Source organism: Nonomuraea sp. NPDC049378 (genome assembly GCF_055586745.1).
Window position 1 is genome coordinate 105,047 of record NZ_JBVJHP010000001.1, and the last position, 16,696, is coordinate 121,742.

At 72.1% G+C, this 16,696-nt stretch carries 12 protein-coding genes; 6 read left to right on the forward strand and 6 right to left on the reverse strand.

Annotated features, from left to right (window positions below; genetic code table 11):
* Positions 1-414: 414 nt before the first annotated feature.
* Positions 415-1,359, forward strand: a complete 945-nt coding sequence (locus ACZ6SA_RS00440; protein ID WP_465825790.1) for a hypothetical protein — start codon at positions 415-417, stop codon at positions 1,357-1,359.
* Between the two features lie 39 nt (positions 1,360-1,398).
* Entirely contained in the window at positions 1,399-1,737 is a 339-nt protein-coding gene (locus ACZ6SA_RS00445) for a hypothetical protein (protein WP_465825791.1), read from the forward strand.
* Between the two features lie 263 nt (positions 1,738-2,000).
* Here ACZ6SA_RS00445 and ACZ6SA_RS00450 read toward each other — a convergent pair whose 3' ends face one another.
* Both ACZ6SA_RS00450 and ACZ6SA_RS00455 read right to left on the reverse strand, forming a co-directional pair.
* Positions 2,001-3,986, reverse strand: coding sequence for a SpoIIE family protein phosphatase (locus ACZ6SA_RS00450; RefSeq protein WP_465825793.1), 1,986 nt, complete (start codon positions 3,984-3,986; stop codon positions 2,001-2,003).
* A gap of 53 nt (positions 3,987-4,039) precedes the next feature.
* Positions 4,040-5,545 (reverse strand): alkaline phosphatase D family protein, encoded by a 1,506-nt coding sequence (locus ACZ6SA_RS00455; RefSeq protein ID WP_465825794.1) that lies wholly within the window; start codon positions 5,543-5,545, stop codon positions 4,040-4,042.
* 111 nt (positions 5,546-5,656) lie between these two features.
* Between ACZ6SA_RS00455 and ACZ6SA_RS00460 the strand changes: the two genes are divergently transcribed.
* Complete coding sequence (locus tag ACZ6SA_RS00460; protein WP_465825796.1) at positions 5,657-7,249, forward strand: peptide chain release factor 3; 1,593 nt, start codon at positions 5,657-5,659, stop codon at positions 7,247-7,249.
* Between the two features lie 80 nt (positions 7,250-7,329).
* Complete coding sequence (locus tag ACZ6SA_RS00465; RefSeq protein ID WP_465825798.1) at positions 7,330-8,346, forward strand: cation:proton antiporter; 1,017 nt, start codon at positions 7,330-7,332, stop codon at positions 8,344-8,346.
* Between the two features lie 21 nt (positions 8,347-8,367).
* On the opposite strand, the gene ACZ6SA_RS00470 is transcribed toward ACZ6SA_RS00465, so the two are convergent.
* Positions 8,368-9,720, reverse strand: coding sequence for a TrkH family potassium uptake protein (locus tag ACZ6SA_RS00470; protein ID WP_465825800.1), 1,353 nt, complete (start codon positions 9,718-9,720; stop codon positions 8,368-8,370).
* A gap of 327 nt (positions 9,721-10,047) precedes the next feature.
* On the opposite strand from ACZ6SA_RS00470, the gene ACZ6SA_RS00475 reads away from it, so the two are divergent.
* On the forward strand, positions 10,048-10,443 hold the full coding sequence (locus ACZ6SA_RS00475; protein ID WP_465825802.1) for an STAS domain-containing protein: 396 nt from the start codon (positions 10,048-10,050) through the stop codon (positions 10,441-10,443).
* Positions 10,444-10,514: 71 nt separating this feature from the next.
* Here ACZ6SA_RS00475 and ACZ6SA_RS00480 read toward each other — a convergent pair whose 3' ends face one another.
* On the reverse strand, positions 10,515-11,507 hold the full coding sequence (locus tag ACZ6SA_RS00480; protein WP_465825803.1) for a TlpA family protein disulfide reductase: 993 nt from the start codon (positions 11,505-11,507) through the stop codon (positions 10,515-10,517).
* Between the two features lie 97 nt (positions 11,508-11,604).
* On the reverse strand, positions 11,605-13,194 hold the full coding sequence (locus ACZ6SA_RS00485) for an ABC-F family ATP-binding cassette domain-containing protein (RefSeq protein ID WP_465825805.1): 1,590 nt from the start codon (positions 13,192-13,194) through the stop codon (positions 11,605-11,607).
* 278 nt (positions 13,195-13,472) lie between these two features.
* Here ACZ6SA_RS00485 and ACZ6SA_RS00490 point away from each other — a divergent pair, with 278 nt between their 5' ends.
* Complete coding sequence (locus ACZ6SA_RS00490; protein ID WP_465825806.1) at positions 13,473-15,419, forward strand: glycoside hydrolase family 32 protein; 1,947 nt, start codon at positions 13,473-13,475, stop codon at positions 15,417-15,419.
* 123 nt (positions 15,420-15,542) lie between these two features.
* Here the strand turns inward: ACZ6SA_RS00490 and ACZ6SA_RS00495 are convergent, their stop codons facing one another.
* Positions 15,543-16,169, reverse strand: coding sequence for a hypothetical protein (locus ACZ6SA_RS00495; RefSeq protein ID WP_347642174.1), 627 nt, complete (start codon positions 16,167-16,169; stop codon positions 15,543-15,545).
* Positions 16,170-16,696: the final 527 nt, after the last annotated feature.

Sequence of the window (16,696 nt, forward strand, 5' to 3'; positions counted from 1 at the left end):
CCCGTGTGTGGGCGCGGGGGGGGTTCAGGGGGGCCACGTAAGCCCTTTTTTTCTGGTGGTGCGGGTGGGAAAGGCAGGGTGTTGCGGTGGCCCGGGGCCCGTCCCCGGGGCCACCGTGCTACGAAGGAAAGTTCAGGCGCGTCAGGTGGCGGACCGCCGGCAACACGCGTGCGGAGGATTCGGCCAGAACGGCCTGGGCGTTCGCCCTATGTCCTCAGTCATCGGAGAGAACCAGAACCCCCAGGCGGGCATGCTTTACCCGGTTTTATACATACATATGTCCCTTTTGCGGTGCACCGGGCAGTGAGCCAGGGGCTGCGACAAGCCACCCGAGGGGAAGACATGTCCGAGAACCTGCCGGAGCCGGCTGCAAGCCGCCCGGCGCCGTCTGAGGCGAACTCTTCAGGCGGTGCCGTGGACCCGGACGTCTACCTCGACGTGCCGATCGTCAAGGTCGACGAGATCAAGCTCGAGGTCGATGATCTGCGGGCACGCGTGTCGCTGGACGCGGACGTCCTCGACCTGCTGCATCTGCACGTAGGGGCGGACGTCGCCCTGGGCCGGGTGAACCTCGAGATTCTGGGGGTCGAGGCGCAGGCGCTGCTCAAGGTCCGGCTCGACAACGTCGCCCTCATCATCAGGGACGTCCTGGAGACGATCGACGACAATCCCCAGCTGATCGAGAACATCACCCGGGGGGTCGGTGCCGCCGTCCGCGACGTCGGCTCCGGCGCCGGCCGGGCGGTGCACGACGTCGGCACAGGCGCGGGACGTGCTGTGAGCGACGTCGGAGCAGGCGCGGGACAGGCCGTGGGAGACGTCGGAGCAGGCGCGGGCCGCGCGGTCGGCGATGTGGGCGCGGGCGCCGGGCAGGCCGTGGGAGAGGTGGGCTCGGGCGCCGCGCAGGCGGCCGGCGATGTGGGAGCAGGCGCCGGGCGAACCGTCGGCGACGTCGGCGAGAGCACGGGCACAACGCTGCGGGGCACGGCGGAGCAGGTGGCGGGCACCGCCGGTGGCACGGCGGAGCAGGGGGCGGGCGCTGCCGGTGGCGCGGCGCGAGAAGTCCCGGCCGCCGCTCAGCAGGCCGCCGAGAACGCGGCGGGCACCGCCCCGGCGAACGCGGAACCCGCGAAGCCCCAGGGCGCGGACGGGCGGCCCGGCGAGGACGAGAAGCCACGCACGCCGCATGACGAAGAGCCGGGGCTCCGGGAACCACAGGACGGGGAACCACAGGACGGAAAGCCGCGGAAACCGGCACCGACCACGCTCGGCCCTGCCCTGCGCGAGCTGGGGAGAGCCGCGCGGCGCGCAGGCGTACGCCGGCTACGCAACCTGGCTCAGAGCCGCGGCCGCAAGTGAGGACAGGGCGGCAGCGCGACCGGAGGAGGCGGGACGGACATGGGTGACGAGCGCCGCGACAGGCGAGCCGGCGAACCGCACGAAAGGCGTCCCGACAGGCGACCCGACAGGCGGCCGGGTGCGCGGCTTGTCGCGGATGCGGACATCGTCTTCTCCGCGACGGTCCGCGCCGACAGCGTGGCGTTCGAGGAGGCGCCTTCGGTGGCGGTCACGTTCTCTGGTGAACCGGCCCACGAGTCGGGGTCCGGCAGCCGCCGTACCGGCCTGCCCGAACACGTCTCCGAGGGAGAGACCTACCGCGCGGTCCGCGTCGACTACGTGATAGCGGCCAGGGTCGTGGCCGACGAGACGCCGGCGGCGGACGAGGACGACCCGTGACACGGCTCGTTCCTCGGGTCGCTGCGCGAAGAACGCGCACTCCCTCCCGGGCCGGTCCGGAGCCCCGCGAACCTCCTTCACCGTCTACCCGTGCTCGACCAGCCGCGCCCCGGCCCCGTCCCGCTCGCGGAAGCGCAGCGTCGAGTTCGACGTCACCACCGCGCCGTCTCAGCGCCGCGACGTCCGCCGCGAACGCGCGCCCGGCCGGATCCCGGGTCTCGGACACGAGGTGACCGCCTGGGCGGACGCCGGACGCGCCGAGGTCAGGAGGGCGCGGTGCGCGTGCGGGCGATGAGGAGCGCGATGTCGTCCTCGGAGGGCGTGTCGTCCACCATCGTGCCGATCACCCGGGCGCACAGGTCGTCCAGCGGGAGGGTGGGTGCGGCCAGGGCGGTGCCGAGGCGCTGCAGGCCCGCGTCGATGTCGGCCCCGCGCCGCTCGACCAGGCCATCGGTGTAGAGGGCGATCAGGCTGCCCTCGGCGAGTTCGACCTCGACGCGTTCGTAGGAGCCGAGCCCCAGGCCGACCGGTGTGCCGCTGGGCAGGCGGGCGAAGCGCACCTCCCCGGACGGGTGCACGATCGCGGGCGGCGGGTGCCCGGCCCCGGCCATGGCGCAGCGCCGGGTGACGGGATCGTAGACCGCGTACACGCAGGTGGCTCCCGTGGTGTCGAGGGGCGCGTCGCCCGCGCCCGCGTCCTCCTCCGCCAGGCGCACCACCATGGTGTCCAGGAACGCGAGCACCTCGTCGGGCGGCAGCCCCTGGTACGCGAGGGTGCGCACGGCCGTGCGCAGCCGTCCCATCGTCGCCGCGGCGTTGATGCCGTGGCCGGTCACGTCGCCGACCACCAGGGCGACCCGGCCGTCGCCCAGCGGGATCACGTCGTACCAGTCGCCTCCGACGGTGCCGATCACGTCGGAGGGCAGGTAACGCCAGGCCAGGTCGACGGCTCCCCCGCCCGAGAGGTTGCGCGGCAGGAGGTCGCGCTGCAGGGCCAGGGCGGCGGTGCGCTCGCGGGTGTACTGGCGGGCGTTGTCCAGGCTGAGCGCGGCGCGGGCGGCCAGCATCTCGGCGAGGTTCAGGTCGTCCTCGGTGAACGGCGCGGGATTCTCGGTGCGGACGAACACGGCGACGCCCAGGATGTCCCCCCTGGCCTGGAGCGGGACGATGATCAGGCTGTGCATCCCCGTCTCGTGGATGACCTCCGCCCGGTCGGGGTCGACGTCGAGCCAGGTGCAGGGCGAGGTGTCCATCACGGGCTCGAAGTGGGACCGGCCTGAGGACAGGACCGCGGTGAAGGGGGACGACGGCGGGACGAAGACCACCTCGCCCCGCCGCCAGAGGGACTCGGGGAACTCCCGGTGGATCGAGGCCGCGCCCGCGCGGTGGAACACGGGGACGCTCACCTCGGTGGCGTCCATCCGGCGCAGGGGCTCGTCGTCGGGCAGGACGTGTTCTGACACGTCGACCGTGACGTAGTCGGCGAGGCCCGGCACGGCCAGCTCGGCGAGCTCCTGCGCGGTCTTCATGACGTCGAGCGTGCTGCCGATCCTGATGCTGACCTCTCCGAGCATGGCCAGCCGGTCGCGGGCCCGGCTGCGGCTCGTGTCCATGGCCAGCGCGCACACGCCCAGCGGCCGCCCGTCCGCCCCGTCGAGGCGGTAGAGCGAGGTCGACAGGGTCTGCTCGGCGGACTCGTCCTCGGACGCCCATCGGCACTCGCGGTCGAGCACCGGTGTCCCGTCGTCGAGCACCCTCCGCATCGCTCCCGCGATGGCCTCCCCGTCGAGGCCCGGTGTGCTCTCGGGCCGGCTGCCGAGCCGGTAGTGGGGAAAGACGTCGCCCAGGCGCCGGGCCGTCTCGTTGAGCCAGACGCACCGCAGGCCGGCGTCCCAGACGCCGATGGCCACGGGCGCGCGGCTGAGGATCGGCTCCGTCACCGGCGGGCCGTCCGCTGCCAGTGTCAGGAGCCAGCTCTCGCGCTGCGCCGCGGCGTGCAGACGGGCGCCATGGACGTGCAGGAGGAGCGGGCCGTCGTCGCGGTGGCGGGCCATGACGAGACCGGACCAGCGCCCGCCGTCGCCCCGGTCGCCCGGCCCCAAGAAGATCGAGCTCGAACGGTGCAGGACCTCGCCGGCGTGGTATCCGAGCAGCTTCTCCGCGGCTTCGGTCCAGCCGGTCACGATGCCTCCGGCGTCGGTCATCACGACCGCGGGGGCACCTGACTCGTCCCAGGAAAAGGGATTCATCACTCTTATTGTAGCGATGACCTGCGATGATACCGGTTGTGATCATGATCCTGTCACGCCTGGCGGCGCAACCCGTCGACGAGGTCGGACAGCGTGAACGTGGCCGCGGTCAGCGCCGCGGCTCCCGGCGTGCTGACATAGGGGACGGTCATGAAGTCGGCGCTGAGCGCGCCGGGCGTGACCACGACCATGAGGTAGCCCCTGCGCCGCAGGTGGAACTTCAGGTGGGGGTTGGCGGCCAGCAGCGGGTCCGTGGCCGGATCGTCGTCGCGGCCGTCCCCGCCGCTGGCGATGGAGGTGACCGCGAGCTCGGCCCCGACAGGACGCGCGCCGGGATCGTCGTAGTCGAGGACGAGGTCGCCCGCCCAGTGCGCGTGCACGTCGCCGGTGAGCACGACGACGTTGCGCACGCCCGCCTTGACCCAGCCCTCGGTGATCCGCTGCCGGCTGCCGGTGTAGCCGTCCCAGGCGTCCTGCCGGACCAGCCGGCCCTCGCCGGGGTCGCGGTCACGCTGGCCGAAGAAGACCTGCTGCCCGACGAGCTCCCACCGGGCACGGGAGCGCCGGAACCCCCTGAGCAGCCAGTTCTCCTGGTCCAGGCCGATCATCGTACGGGCGGGGTCGGCCGGCGCCGGGCACGAGCTGTAGCCCGCGCCGCACAGGTGCGCGTCGCGGTACTGGCGGGTGTCCAGCATGTGCAGCGTGGCGAGCCTGCCCCAGCGCAGCCGCCGGAAGAGCTGGACGGCGGTGCTGCCGGGACGGGCGGGCGGGCGCAGGGGCATGTGCTCGTAGTAGGCGCGGAAGGCCGCCTCCCGGCGCTGCGGCGGGATCAGGTTGGTCCAGTTGTTGAGCACCTCGTGGTCGTCCAGGATGGCCGCCCACGGGGCGGCGGCGTGGGCCTCCCTGAGGTCGGGGTCGGTCTTGTAGAGCGCGTGCCGGCGGCGGTACTGGGCCAGGGTGACGACCTCCGGCCCTTCGTGCGCGCGGACGTTGCCGCCGGGCAGCGCCACGTGGTCGCTGCCCTGCTCGTAGATGTAGTCGCCGAGGTGCACGATCAGGTCGGGGCGCTCGCGCGCCATCCTGGCGTACGCGGTGAAGTGCCCGTGCTGGTAGTTGGCGCACGAGCAGACGGCCACGCGCAGAGACCTGGGCATCGAGCCCGGCACGGGAGCGGTCAGCGCCCGCCCGGCCGGCGAGACGTGGGGGCCGGCCTTGAACCGGTACCAGTATTCCCGTCCCGGCTGCAGGCCGGTGACCTCGACGTGCACGCTGTGCGCCCATGCGCGGTACGCCACCTGCACGCCGTGGCGCACCACGTTCCTGCCCGCCGGGTCGCTGGTGACCTGCCAGTGCACGGGGACGGGCGCCGCGGGCATGCCGCCGAACCCGTCCTCGGCCAGCGGCTGCGGGGCCAGGCGGGTCCATGCCACGAACCCGCCGGGCTGGGGGTCGCCGCAGGCCACCCCCAGGGTGAACGGCTCGCCGAAAGCGGCGGACGGCACCAGGGGCGGCAGGCCCGACGCCAGCCCCATCGCGAGAAACGACCTCCGGTTCAGCACAGGAAGAATGATCGCCACAAGCGCGGGTTACCGGCGCGCGGACACGCCAGCCGGCGCCGCCCCGCATGACACCCGTCACGGCCATGCGCGATCACCCGGCAAGATAGGACGATGACCGACATCAGGGAGGAAGGCCGCCGCCGCCGGACGTTCGCCGTCATCAGCCATCCGGACGCGGGCAAGTCCACGATGACCGAGGCGCTGGCGCTGCACGCCTCCGCCATCACCGCGGCGGGGGCGGTGCACGGCAAGGCCGGCCGGCGCGGCGTCACCTCCGACTGGATGGAGCTGGAACGTTCTCGCGGCATCTCGATCACCTCCGCGGCGCTCCGCTTCGACTACCGGGGCCACGTGTTCAACCTCGTCGACACCCCGGGCCACGCCGACTTCTCCGAGGACACCTACCGGGTGCTGGCCGCCGTCGACTGCGCGGTGATGCTGATCGACGCGGCCAAGGGCATGGAGCCGCAGACCATGAAGCTGTTCCAGGTGTGCCGCCATCGCCGCATCCCGGTCATCACCTTCGTCAACAAGTGGGACCGTCCCGGCCGCGACGCCCTGGAACTGCTCGACGAGATCGAGGAGCGCACCGGGTTGCGGCCCACCCCCGTCACCTGGCCCCTCGGCGCCGCCGGCCACTTCCACGGCGTGATCGACCGGGCCACCGGGCGCGCCGTCCGCTACACCCGCACCCCCGGCGGGGCCACCCGGGCCCAGGAGGACGAGCTGACCGCCGAGCGCGCCCGCGCCGAGCTGGGGCATGACTGGGAGCAGGCGGGCGAGGAGGTCTCGCTGCTGGCGGCCATCGGCGCCGACCACGACCAGAAGTCCTTCGAGGCCCACGAGTCGACCCCGGTGCTGTTCGGCGCGGCGCTGCCGAACTTCGGGGTGGCCCGGCTGCTGGACGCCATGGTCGAGCTGGCTCCCCCGCCCGCCGACCGGTCCGACGTCGCCGGCGCCGTGCGCCCGCTGGACGCGCCGTTCTCCGGGCTGGTGTTCAAGGTGCAGGCCAACATGGACCGGGCGCACCGTGACCGGATCGCGTTCGTACGCGTCTGCTCGGGCCGGTTCGAGCGGGGCATGGTGCTCACCCACGCCGCCACCGGACGGCCGTTCGCCACCAAATACGCGCAGAGCGTGTTCGGCCAGGAGCGCACCACGCTGGACGAGGCGTACCCCGGCGACGTGGTCGGCCTGGTCAACGCGACCGCGCTGCGCCCCGGCGACACCCTCTACGACGGGTCCGCGGTGACCTTCCCGCCGATCCCCAGCTTCGCGCCCGAGCACTTCGCCGTCGCCCGCGCCCGCGACTCCAGCAAGGCCAAGCAGTTCCGGCGCGGCATCGACCAGCTCGACGCCGAGGGCGTCATCCAGGTGCTCCGCTCCGACCTGCGCGGCGACCAGGCGCCGGTGCTGGCGGCGGTCGGGCCGATGCAGTTCGAGGTGGTGCAGCACCGCCTGTCCGCCGAGTTCGGCGCGCAGATCAGCCTCGACCGGCTCGACTACACCCTGGCCCGGCGCACCGAGGCCGCCTCCGTGCCGCTGCTGGCCGGCCGGCGGGGCGCCGAGGTGCTGGAGCGCGGCCGCGACCAGGCGCTGCTGGCGCTGTTCACCGACCAGTGGCGGATGCGGTCCGTCATGCGCGAAGATCCCGGGATCGTCCTGGAGCCGCTGATCGCCGACACCAGCCAGGAGCCCGGGTGATTCCCCGCCGTCTGGTGCCGCGCCCGGCGCAGTGATATGAACCCTTTCGGAGAGCCCGGCCCGCAAGGGGGAGTGAGACGTTGGTCAAGATCGCGTTCCTGCTTCTCCTCGTCGGGCTCGGCTGGGCGGCGGCCGACCTCGGCGACGTCACGGGCCTGGAGCATTCGGGCGCCTACCTGCTGCTGAGCAGCCTGCTGCTGGCGGTGGGGCTGTACGGCAGCACGCACGGCATCGACCGCACCGAGGCCCGCCAGCACGGGAAGCTGATCCTGCTCGCGGTGACCGTCGGCGTGCTGCTGAAGGCGGCCTTCATCGCCGGCGTGATGTATCTCGTCACCGGCGACCCGCGGGCGATGATCCTCGCGATCGCCGTGGCCCAGATCGACCCGCTGTCGGTCGCCGCGGTGATGGCCGACAACCGGTTGTCGTCACGTGCCAAGACCATTCTCGGGGCGTGGTCCTCGTTCGACGACCCCGTCACGGTGATCCTCGCGTTCTACGCCGTGTCGCTGACCAGGCCCGCCGAGGGCGGGCTCACCCTCTCCTACCTGGCCGACCTGGGGCTCAACGCGCTGTTCGCCGCCGCGGCGTACGGGGTCTGGCGGCTGATCAGGAAGGCTCCGCCGCTGCTGAGCTACCTGGCGGCGGCCACCGCGGTCGTCTCCGCGGCCTGGAGCTCCCTCATGCTGGGCGTGGCCACCGCCGGCCTCTACCTGCGGATGCCCGACTCGCGGTGGCTGGCGCGAGCGGTGACCGCGGCGTTCGCGCTGTCCGCGTTCCTGATGGGGCTGCTGCTGGTGGGCGGGGCGAACCTGATGAAGGGCATGCTGCTGGGCCTGGCCGCGTTCGCCGCGCAGATGCTCGCGGCGCTGGTGCTCACCCACGGGCTTCCCGTCACCGACCGTGTGCACCTCGGGCTGGCGCAGCAGAACGGGATCACGGCGGTGATCCTGGCCGTGGCGTTCGAGCGGGAGTTCGCCGGCTTCGTGGGGGTGATCGCCCCGGCGATCGTGACGGTCAACCTCATCTACGTCGTGGCCAACCGCATCGCCGACCGCTTGGGCCCGTTGCGTCCCCTGCCTTCGTCGCCGGAGTGATCCGGTGGCGCCCGCCGCGGCTCAACCGACGATCACGGGTTCCTCCGGAAGTTCGTAGCGGCGGGTGCGCTGTTTCAGCGCGAGCGCCGAGCCCAGCGTCAAGGGCCCGATGCGGCCGACGAACATCAGCAGGCTGAGCAGCACGTGCCCGGCCAGCGGGGTGCTCGCGGTGATGCCGGTGGACATCCCGTTGGTCGCGAACGCCGAGATCACCTCGAACAGCACCCGGTCCAGGCCGTGGGAGGTGATCGTGAGCATGAGCAAGGTCGAGACCATGACCAGGAAGACGCCCAGCAGGCTGATGGACAGCGCCTGGCGCTGGGTGGCGGCGGGCAGCCGGCGGTGTCCGATGTTGACCTGGGTCTCGCCGCGCAGCTCGGCCCAGACCATGAACAGCAGGAAGCCGAACGTGGTGACCTTGATGCCGCCCGCCGTGCCCGCGCTGCCGCCGCCGATGAACATCAGCACGTCGGTGACCAGCCACGACGACGGGTTCATCTGGCCGATGTCGAGGGTGTTGAACCCGCCGGAGCGCGGCATGACCGCGGCGAAGAAGGCCGACAGCAGCTTGGCGGAGTCGTCCAGCGGGCCCATCGTGCCGGGGTTGCGCCACTCGGCCGCGAGGAACGCGATCGTGCCCGCCGCGATCAGCAGGGCGCTGAGCCCGACGGTGACCCGGGTCAGCAGTGACCAGCGGCTGGGGCGCCGCCAGTGGCGCAGCAGGTCGAAGACGACCGGGTAGCCCAGCCCGCCGACGATGACGGCCACGGCGACGGTCAGGCAGATCCACGGATCGGCCACGAACCGCATCAGGTTGTCCGGCCACAGCGCGAAACCGGCGTTGTTGAACGCCGACACCGCGTGGAAGACGCCCAGGTAGGCCGCCCTGCCCGGCGGCTCGCCGTACCCGACGACGAAGCGGACGGTGAGCACGGCGGCCACGGCCGCCTCGCACACCAGGCTGAACAGCACCACCTTGCGCAGCACCTGGCGCAGGTCGGCGGCCACCACGGACTTCGTCTCCAGCTGCGCGCTCAGGCGGGCGCGCAACCCCACCCTGCCGGAGACGATGACCATGATCAGCGTGGCGAGCGTCATGATGCCCAGCCCGCCGACCTGGATGAGCAGCGCGATGACCACCTCGCCGAACACCGACCAGTGCGTGGGCGTGTCCACCACGACCAGGCCGGTCACGCAGACCGCGGAGGTGGCCGTGAACAGCGCGGTCAGCCAGTGCGAGGGCTCGCCGCCGGCGGTGGCCGCAGGGGTGGCCAGCAGCAACGTGCCGACCAGCACCGCCAGCCCGAAGCCGGTGGCGATCACCACGGCCGGATGCCGGCCGCGCCCCGGCACCGCCGGCCGGCGCGGCGTCATCCCGCCTCCCGGCCGCAGGGGCCGCCCGCCCCACCGCCGCTGTCACTCATGTGGAGCCTCCGTCGAGTCGCCCGGGCTGACGCGCCGACCTCACCCGCGGCACTCCGGGCCATACGCTAGCGCAGCCCGCGGCGGCGCCGCCAACAGAGGTCGGGCGCCCGCCACCTGGGCGTCTGCCCCTTCTGAGGCTTAGGGAGGGTTGTACGCCGATCATGGCGCCATGCCCATGACTTCCCGGCTCCGTTGCACTGTGCAATCATGGAGGCGACCCCGATCGCCGCACGTCCCGGGCGGGGACGTCGCGGATGCTGGGAGCGGAGGAGCGGCATGGGGAGCGAAGACCGGACCGGGTTCACCTGCGTCGTCACCCAGCGCGATGGAGCCGCCGTCCTGACGGTGACGGGCGACCTCGACATGACCTCGGCGCCCGAGTTCCGCCGTGGCCTGCTGCAGGCGATGTCACGCCGCACGCCGCCCTTCATCATCGCCGACCTGCGTGAGGTCACCTTCTGCGACTCCTCGGGGCTGGGCGCGCTGATCTCGGCCGCCAACACCGCCGAGGCCGCGGGCGGCCGCCTCGTGCTGAGCGGGGTCCAGTCCCGCCTGGCCCGGCTGCTCAAGGTGACCGGGCTGGACAAACGTTTCCAGTTCTGCGACCCGCCCGGCGGTCTCCTGGCCACGCTGACCCGGGTCCACAACGCCGGCACGGCGGTATGGAACTGACGGGGACGTCCCTCACCGTCCGCCGGTGAAGGCACACCGCCGCGGCGGTGGATCCCCGGAGGCGTCCTCGCTCACGCGAGCTCCACGTCGTGCGCGAGCACCGTGCCCGTGCCGTCGAGCCGGCAGGTCGCCGGGTAGCCGTACACGCCGAACGCCGTGGACAGGCTCTCCCCGCGGCGCTCGGTGAAGACGCGGGCGACGGGCCGCAGGGCGCCGGCCGGCTCCGCGGTCTCGCCGGGCTCGCCGACGACGACGGCGATCACGTTGTCGTGCCGCGCGGCCAGCTCGATGAACCGGGGCAGCCGCTCGGCGCACGCGGGACCGGTCGCGGAGAAGAAGCCCACCAGCCCGGCGCCGAGGTCCTGCCTGGACATCTTCGCGCCGTCGACGTCGGCCGCCACGAAGTCACCCGGCGCGCCGCCCACCGGCAACATCACCGGCGGGCGGGCGTCGGCCGCCCGGATGGGCTCCGCCGGAGCGAACAGCACGGCGATGTCCTCGAACCGCAGCGCGGCCACGGCGCAGATCAGGGCCGCCGCACCGGCGAGCCCTCCCCCCACCGCTCCGGCACTCGCGTCCGCGCCCCCGAACAGCCCGGACAGCGCCACCGCCGCCAGAACCGTGTTGCGGACGATGTGCGGGTTCCCGAGCGGCAGCCCGCCGGGCGCGGCGCTCCACGACGAGCCGCCGAGCATTCTCGCCGGCCCCGCCCCGAAGCAGTCGCAGGGCACGGCGAGCCCTCGCCGCCGCGTCACCAGGGCGACCCCGGCGAACACGGCCAGCACCGCCGCCGCGAGGGCCAGCCCGGCCGCGCGCCACGGGGTGAGCAGCAGGACCGCCGTGACGAGCTCCGCACCGGCCACTGTGCCCGCCGCTGTGCCCGCCACTGTGCCCGCCACTGTGCCCGTCACTGTGCCCGCCCACCGGTCCGGGAGCAGCCGCAACGCGCGTACGGAGGCGGCGAAGCCGCGGAACGCCTCCGCGCCGGAGACCTTCGCCAGCGACGAGACCGCGAAGACGACCACGAGCAGCACCGGCGGAAAGACCCGCAGGAACTCCCCCATCCTCACCCCCGGCCCGTCGGCGTCGCCATCGGCACACCCTGCACCTGGCCATTGGCGTCCGGTTGGTCTTTTCGTGGCGCGCCTGGACGGCCGCGCCCTACCGGAGCGCGATCAGGTCGGCGTACCCGGGGTTCCACAGGTCCTCGGCCCCGTCGGGCAGGAGCAGCACCCGGTCGGGCCGCAGCGCCTCGACGGCCTCGGGGTCGTGCGTGACCATCACCACGGCCCCCCGGTACGCCCCGACCGCCGCCAGCACCTCCGCCTTGGACGCCGGGTCGAGGTTGTTGGTCGGCTCGTCGAGCAGCAGCACGTTGGCCCGCGAGCTGACCAGCCCGGCCAGCGCCAGCCGGGTCTTCTCCCCGCCCGACAACACTCCGACCGGTTTGTCGACGTCGTCGCCGCCGAACAGGAACGACCCGAGCACCGTCCTGGCCTCGCCGCCGGTGAGGTGCGGGGCGACGCCGGCCAGATGTTGCCCGACGGTGTGCGCCGGGTCCAGGGTGTCGTGCTCCTGGGCGAAGTAGCCGAGCCTGAGCCCGTGGCCGGGCACGACCCGGCCGGCGCTGGGACGTTCGTGCCCGGCCAGCAGCTTCAGCAGCGTCGTCTTGCCGGCGCCGTTGAGCCCCAGCACCACGAGCCTGCTCCCCCGGTCGATGGCCAGGTCGATCCCCGGCAACACCGGCACCGTGCCGTAGGACTTGGTCAGGCTGATCGCGCCGAGCGGCATCCGGCCGCAGGGCGCGGGCTCGGGCAGCCGGATGCGCGCCACCTTCTCGTCCCGCCGTGCGGGCTGCGTCTGGGCGAGCATGCGGTCGGCGCGGCGGGCCATGTCCCTGGCGCGCACGGCGGTGGCCGACCTGGCGCGCATGCGCCCGGCCTGGGCGTGCAGCGCGGCGGCCTTGCGCTCGGCGGCGGCCCGCAGCCGGGCCCTGCGCCGGTCGTCGGCCTCGCGGTCGGCCAGGTAGGTGTGCCAGCCGGTGTTGTGCACGTCGAGCGCGGCCCGGTCGCCGTCCACGTGCCAGATCCGGTTGGCGACGTCGGCCAGCAGCCCGGTGTCATGGCTGATCATGACCAGGCCGCCCGGGTAGCCGGCCAGGAAGGAGCGCAGCCAGGCGATGGAGTCGCCGTCCAGGTGGTTGGTCGGCTCGTCGAGCAGCAGGACGCCCTGCTCGGCGAAGAGGGCGCGGGCCAGCTCGACCCGGCGGCGCTGCCCGCCGGACAGGGTGCCGACCGGCCGGGCGAGGGCCTGGTCGGGCAGGCCGAGCCCGGCGGCGACCCTGGCGGCCTCGGCCTCCGCCGCGTAGCCGCCGCGGGCCTGGAACTCGGCCTCCGCACGGGCGTAGCGGGCCATCGCCCGCTCGTCCGCGGCGTCTGCGAGAGCGCTCTCGGCGGACCGCAGGGCGCGTACGGCCTGGTCGAGCCCGCGGACCGAGAGGATGCGGCCGAGGACGGAGGTGTCCGGATCGGCGGCGGCGGGGTCCTGCGGGAGGTGGACGACCGGGCCCGAGCGGGTGACGGAGCCGGCCGCGGGCTGCGCCTGGCCGGCGAGGATCTTCATGAGGGTGGTCTTGCCGGCGCCGTTGCGGCCGACCAGGCCGACGCGGTCGCCGGGGGCGACGTGGGCGGTGACGCCCGACAGCAGGAGGCGGGCGCCGACGCGCACGTCGACACCACGGAAGGTGATCATGGGATGACGCTCCGGATAAGCTCAAGGACACACGGGTGACGCGGAAGCGGGTGTCCTGGCTAAGAGATCCGGGGCGTAGACATGCGGCCAGTGTACCGGCCGCTTCGCGAACCTTCCTCCCCTTTGCCGCCGGGCCCGCGCGGCACGCCGGTCCTGTTACGCGGACGAGGCATTGACGTTTCTGGAAGCAGGGCCGATGATGCTCTGCAAGCCGATGTCAACGTTGACATATGTCAACGTTGACACTCGCACTCCCCGAGATGGAAGGCCCTGATGTCATGAGACGGCTCGCCCGCGGCTTAACGTCCCTCATCGCGCTCACCGGCATGGTCGTCGCCGCGGCTCCGGCCGCCGCCCACGCCCCCGAGCACCCCGAGTTCCCCTACCAGCCGACCACGTACACCGAGCCGTACCGGGGCCAGTTCCACTTCAGCTCGCAGGGCGGCTGGATGAACGATCCGAACGGGCTCCTCCACTACAAGGGCACCTACCACTTCTTCTACCAGCACAACCCGCACGGTCTCGGCTGGGACACCATGCACTGGGGCCACGCCACCAGCACCGACCTGGTCCACTGGACCCAGAAGCCGATCGCCCTCGAACCCGGCGTGCACCCCGGCGACCTGTGGTCAGGGGCAGGAGTCGTCGACGCGGCCAACACCTCCGGCCTGCGCGAGGGAGCCGAGGACCCGCTCGTCGTCTTCTCCGGCACCAACGGCGTCTCGGTCTTCTACAGCACCGACGCGGGCCGCACCTTCAAGGCGTACGACAACGGGCGCAAGGTCGTGACCATGCCCGGCACCAGCCGCGACCCCAAGGTGTTGTGGCACGCCGCCACCAAGCGGTGGGTGATGCTGGTCTGGTCCGACGCGGGCGGCAACGGCGTCAACATCTACTCCTCCCCCGACCTGCTCGACTGGACGTTCCAGAGCAGGTACGCGGCCGACTGGCTGTTCGAGTGCCCCGACTTCTTCGCCCTCCCCGTCGACGGGGACAGGCGCAGGACGAAGTGGGTGCTCACCGACGCGAGCGGCGAGTACGTCGTCGGCGACTTCGACGGCACGGCCTTCACCACCGGCTGGGACAGGCCGCAGCGCATGGACCACGGCACCAACCACGCCGGCGGCTCCTTCTACGCCGGGCAGGTCTTCAACGACATGCCCGACGACAGGGTGGTGCAGATGGCCTGGATGGGCGGCAACCAGGGCGCGACCTGGACGGGCAACGCCAGCTTCCCCGCCGTGCTCGGCCTGCGCACGACCGGCGACGGCGTCCGCGTCACCCGGCAGCCCATCAAGGAGCTGGAGAAGCTGCGTTACCGGACCTCCTCGTGGCACGGCCGCGGGCTCACCCCGGCGTCGGCCGCGAAGCTGCTGCGGGACCAGTCCCTCGACACGTACGAGGTGGAGGCCGAGTTCGACGTGAGAGGCGCCACCGCCAAGCGGTTCGGGTTCAAGCTGGACGTACGGCCAGGCGGCGACGCCGGGAGCGAGGTCCTCTACGACACGGCGGCCCGCACGCTCATGGGCGCTCCCCTGGAACCCTCCCGCGGCCGGGTCACGATGCGGCTCCTGGTGGACCGGGGGCAGCTGGAGGTGTTCGGCAACGACGGCCTGGCCTCGATCACCAGGAACGTGGCCTTCGATCCGCGCGCCGACAGCAGGGGCGTGGCGCTGCACGTCGAGGGCGGCGGTGTCAGGCTCGTCTCGCTCCGCATCCACGAGCTCGCCCCCGCGTGGGGCATGGGCGAGCCGACGCTGGAGCACAACCTGCCCGGCCAGTGGCGGGTGGTCAGCGGCTCGTGGACCGACGTGGCGGCCGGCAAGCAGGGCTCGGCCGGCGGCGACGCGTTCTACCTCAGCGACCACACCGGGTCGGACTTCACCTACGAGGGCGACGTGCGGCTGGTCGACGGCACCGCGGCGGCGCTCACGTTCCGGGCCGACCCGCGGGCGGGGAGGCACTACACGGCCAACGTCGACAGCAAGGCGGGCGTGGTGAAGTTGTGGCGGCCCGGCCGCGACATCGCCACGTACAGGGCGCCCATCAAGGCGGGTCAGACCTACCACCTGAAGGTCGTGACGCGGGGGCAGAACATCAAGGTCTATCTGGACGATCGTGCCGAGCCCGTCATCGACGCGCAGGACGACCAGTACGCGGGCGGCCACTTCGGGCTCAACGTCTTCGACGGCACGGCCCAGTTCCAGAACATCCGGGTGAGCTGACCACGAAAGGCCACGGCTCCAGGGCTGCGAGGCAGCCCGCCACCTCCGCGAACTTGGCATCGAGTCCCCGGCCCACCGTGCCGAGGTCCCGGTGCCGCGTCCGGGGTCACGGGCTCGGCCTCGTCACTTCCAGGACAGCAGGCGGTTCTTGAACTTCGGATGCTTGGTCTCCCAGTAACGCCAGCCCTCCACCCGGGAGGGGACGTTCGCGATGCCGGTGCCGACCTCGACGTGGCGGCACGTGCCGAGCACCCGCCAGGCCGACCAGCCGACGCGGTAGCCGAAGACGCGGTACCACATGTTGCCGTACTTGCCCTTGGTGATCTCCCGGGTGTATTCGTGCCCGGTGAAGACCATGTGCCGCTCCTCCAGGTGAGGAAGCCCCATCTTGCGCAGGGCTCTGACCACCTCGGTGACGTGGAAGCGCGAGGGGTCCTCGGGGGTACGTGTGGAGGTGACGTCGATCCTCCTCTCCCGCTCGGTCTCGAGGAAGGCGAGCACCTCGTGCTCGCGCGTGACGGACACCGTCATCGAGCCGCCGGGGCCGTCGATGAAGCGGGTGCGCGGCACGAAGAAGTTGCGCGGCGAGAGGCGCTTGACCCTGAAGAACGTGTGCGGGCTGCACCGTCCGTGGTGGTCGCGGTGACGGAACTTGCGGAGGCGGTCGTCGTCGTCCTTCGCGAGCGCCGCCGGGGCCATGGTGACGACCAGGGCCATGGTCAAGGTGCCGTGCACTGTCGATTTCGTCATACGCCGCAGCGAATGTCCCATTCTGGACCGGGCGGACATAGCTGTTTTCTCGGTTCGGGGAATAAGTGTGAACATGTACCGTTCCTTTCGGAATGCGACCCGTGGCCGCGACTGTCGGCCGGGCAAGCCAACGAGATCGGTACGATGCTTACAGTTGCCGCGACCTGCGCAACAACGCCACGCCGCGCCCGAAGTCCCAGCACCGGGAAAGAACCAGTGAAAAAAAGTCAATATCGACTCATCAGCTCGATACGGGCACTCCACGCAACCCTACTCAAGACAAGTCGACATGGCACGAAATAACGGACATTCGCCTCTATATGTTAGGCGCGACAAGAAAGCGCGAGAAACTGTGATAACGCTTGATAACTGCGATCGCACGGAAACACGAAAGGGCCGCGAGCGGATCGGACGCTCCGCTCGCGGCCCGGGGGGGGACTCGGCCACCTTCTGGACCCTGTTTTTTGGGTTTCGACAAGCCCCTTTTGTACTACCCTCCTTCCACCCCTTTTTCCCCCCCGGCTTCC

Coding starts and splice junctions, on each gene's coding strand:
- ACZ6SA_RS00445 (WP_465825791.1), top strand. CDS start 1,399: ATGGGTGACGAGCGCCGCGACAGGCGAGCCGGCGAACCGCACGAAAGG.
- ACZ6SA_RS00450 (WP_465825793.1), bottom strand. CDS start 3,986: ATGAATCCCTTTTCCTGGGACGAGTCAGGTGCCCCCGCGGTCGTGATG.
- ACZ6SA_RS00460 (WP_465825796.1), top strand. CDS start 5,657: ATGACCGACATCAGGGAGGAAGGCCGCCGCCGCCGGACGTTCGCCGTC.
- ACZ6SA_RS00470 (WP_465825800.1), bottom strand. CDS start 9,720: ATGACGCCGCGCCGGCCGGCGGTGCCGGGGCGCGGCCGGCATCCGGCC.
- ACZ6SA_RS00475 (WP_465825802.1), top strand. CDS start 10,048: ATGGGGAGCGAAGACCGGACCGGGTTCACCTGCGTCGTCACCCAGCGC.
- ACZ6SA_RS00480 (WP_465825803.1), bottom strand. CDS start 11,507: ATGGGGGAGTTCCTGCGGGTCTTTCCGCCGGTGCTGCTCGTGGTCGTC.
- ACZ6SA_RS00485 (WP_465825805.1), bottom strand. CDS start 13,194: ATGATCACCTTCCGTGGTGTCGACGTGCGCGTCGGCGCCCGCCTCCTG.
- ACZ6SA_RS00490 (WP_465825806.1), top strand. CDS start 13,473: ATGAGACGGCTCGCCCGCGGCTTAACGTCCCTCATCGCGCTCACCGGC.
- ACZ6SA_RS00495 (WP_347642174.1), bottom strand. CDS start 16,169: ATGACGAAATCGACAGTGCACGGCACCTTGACCATGGCCCTGGTCGTC.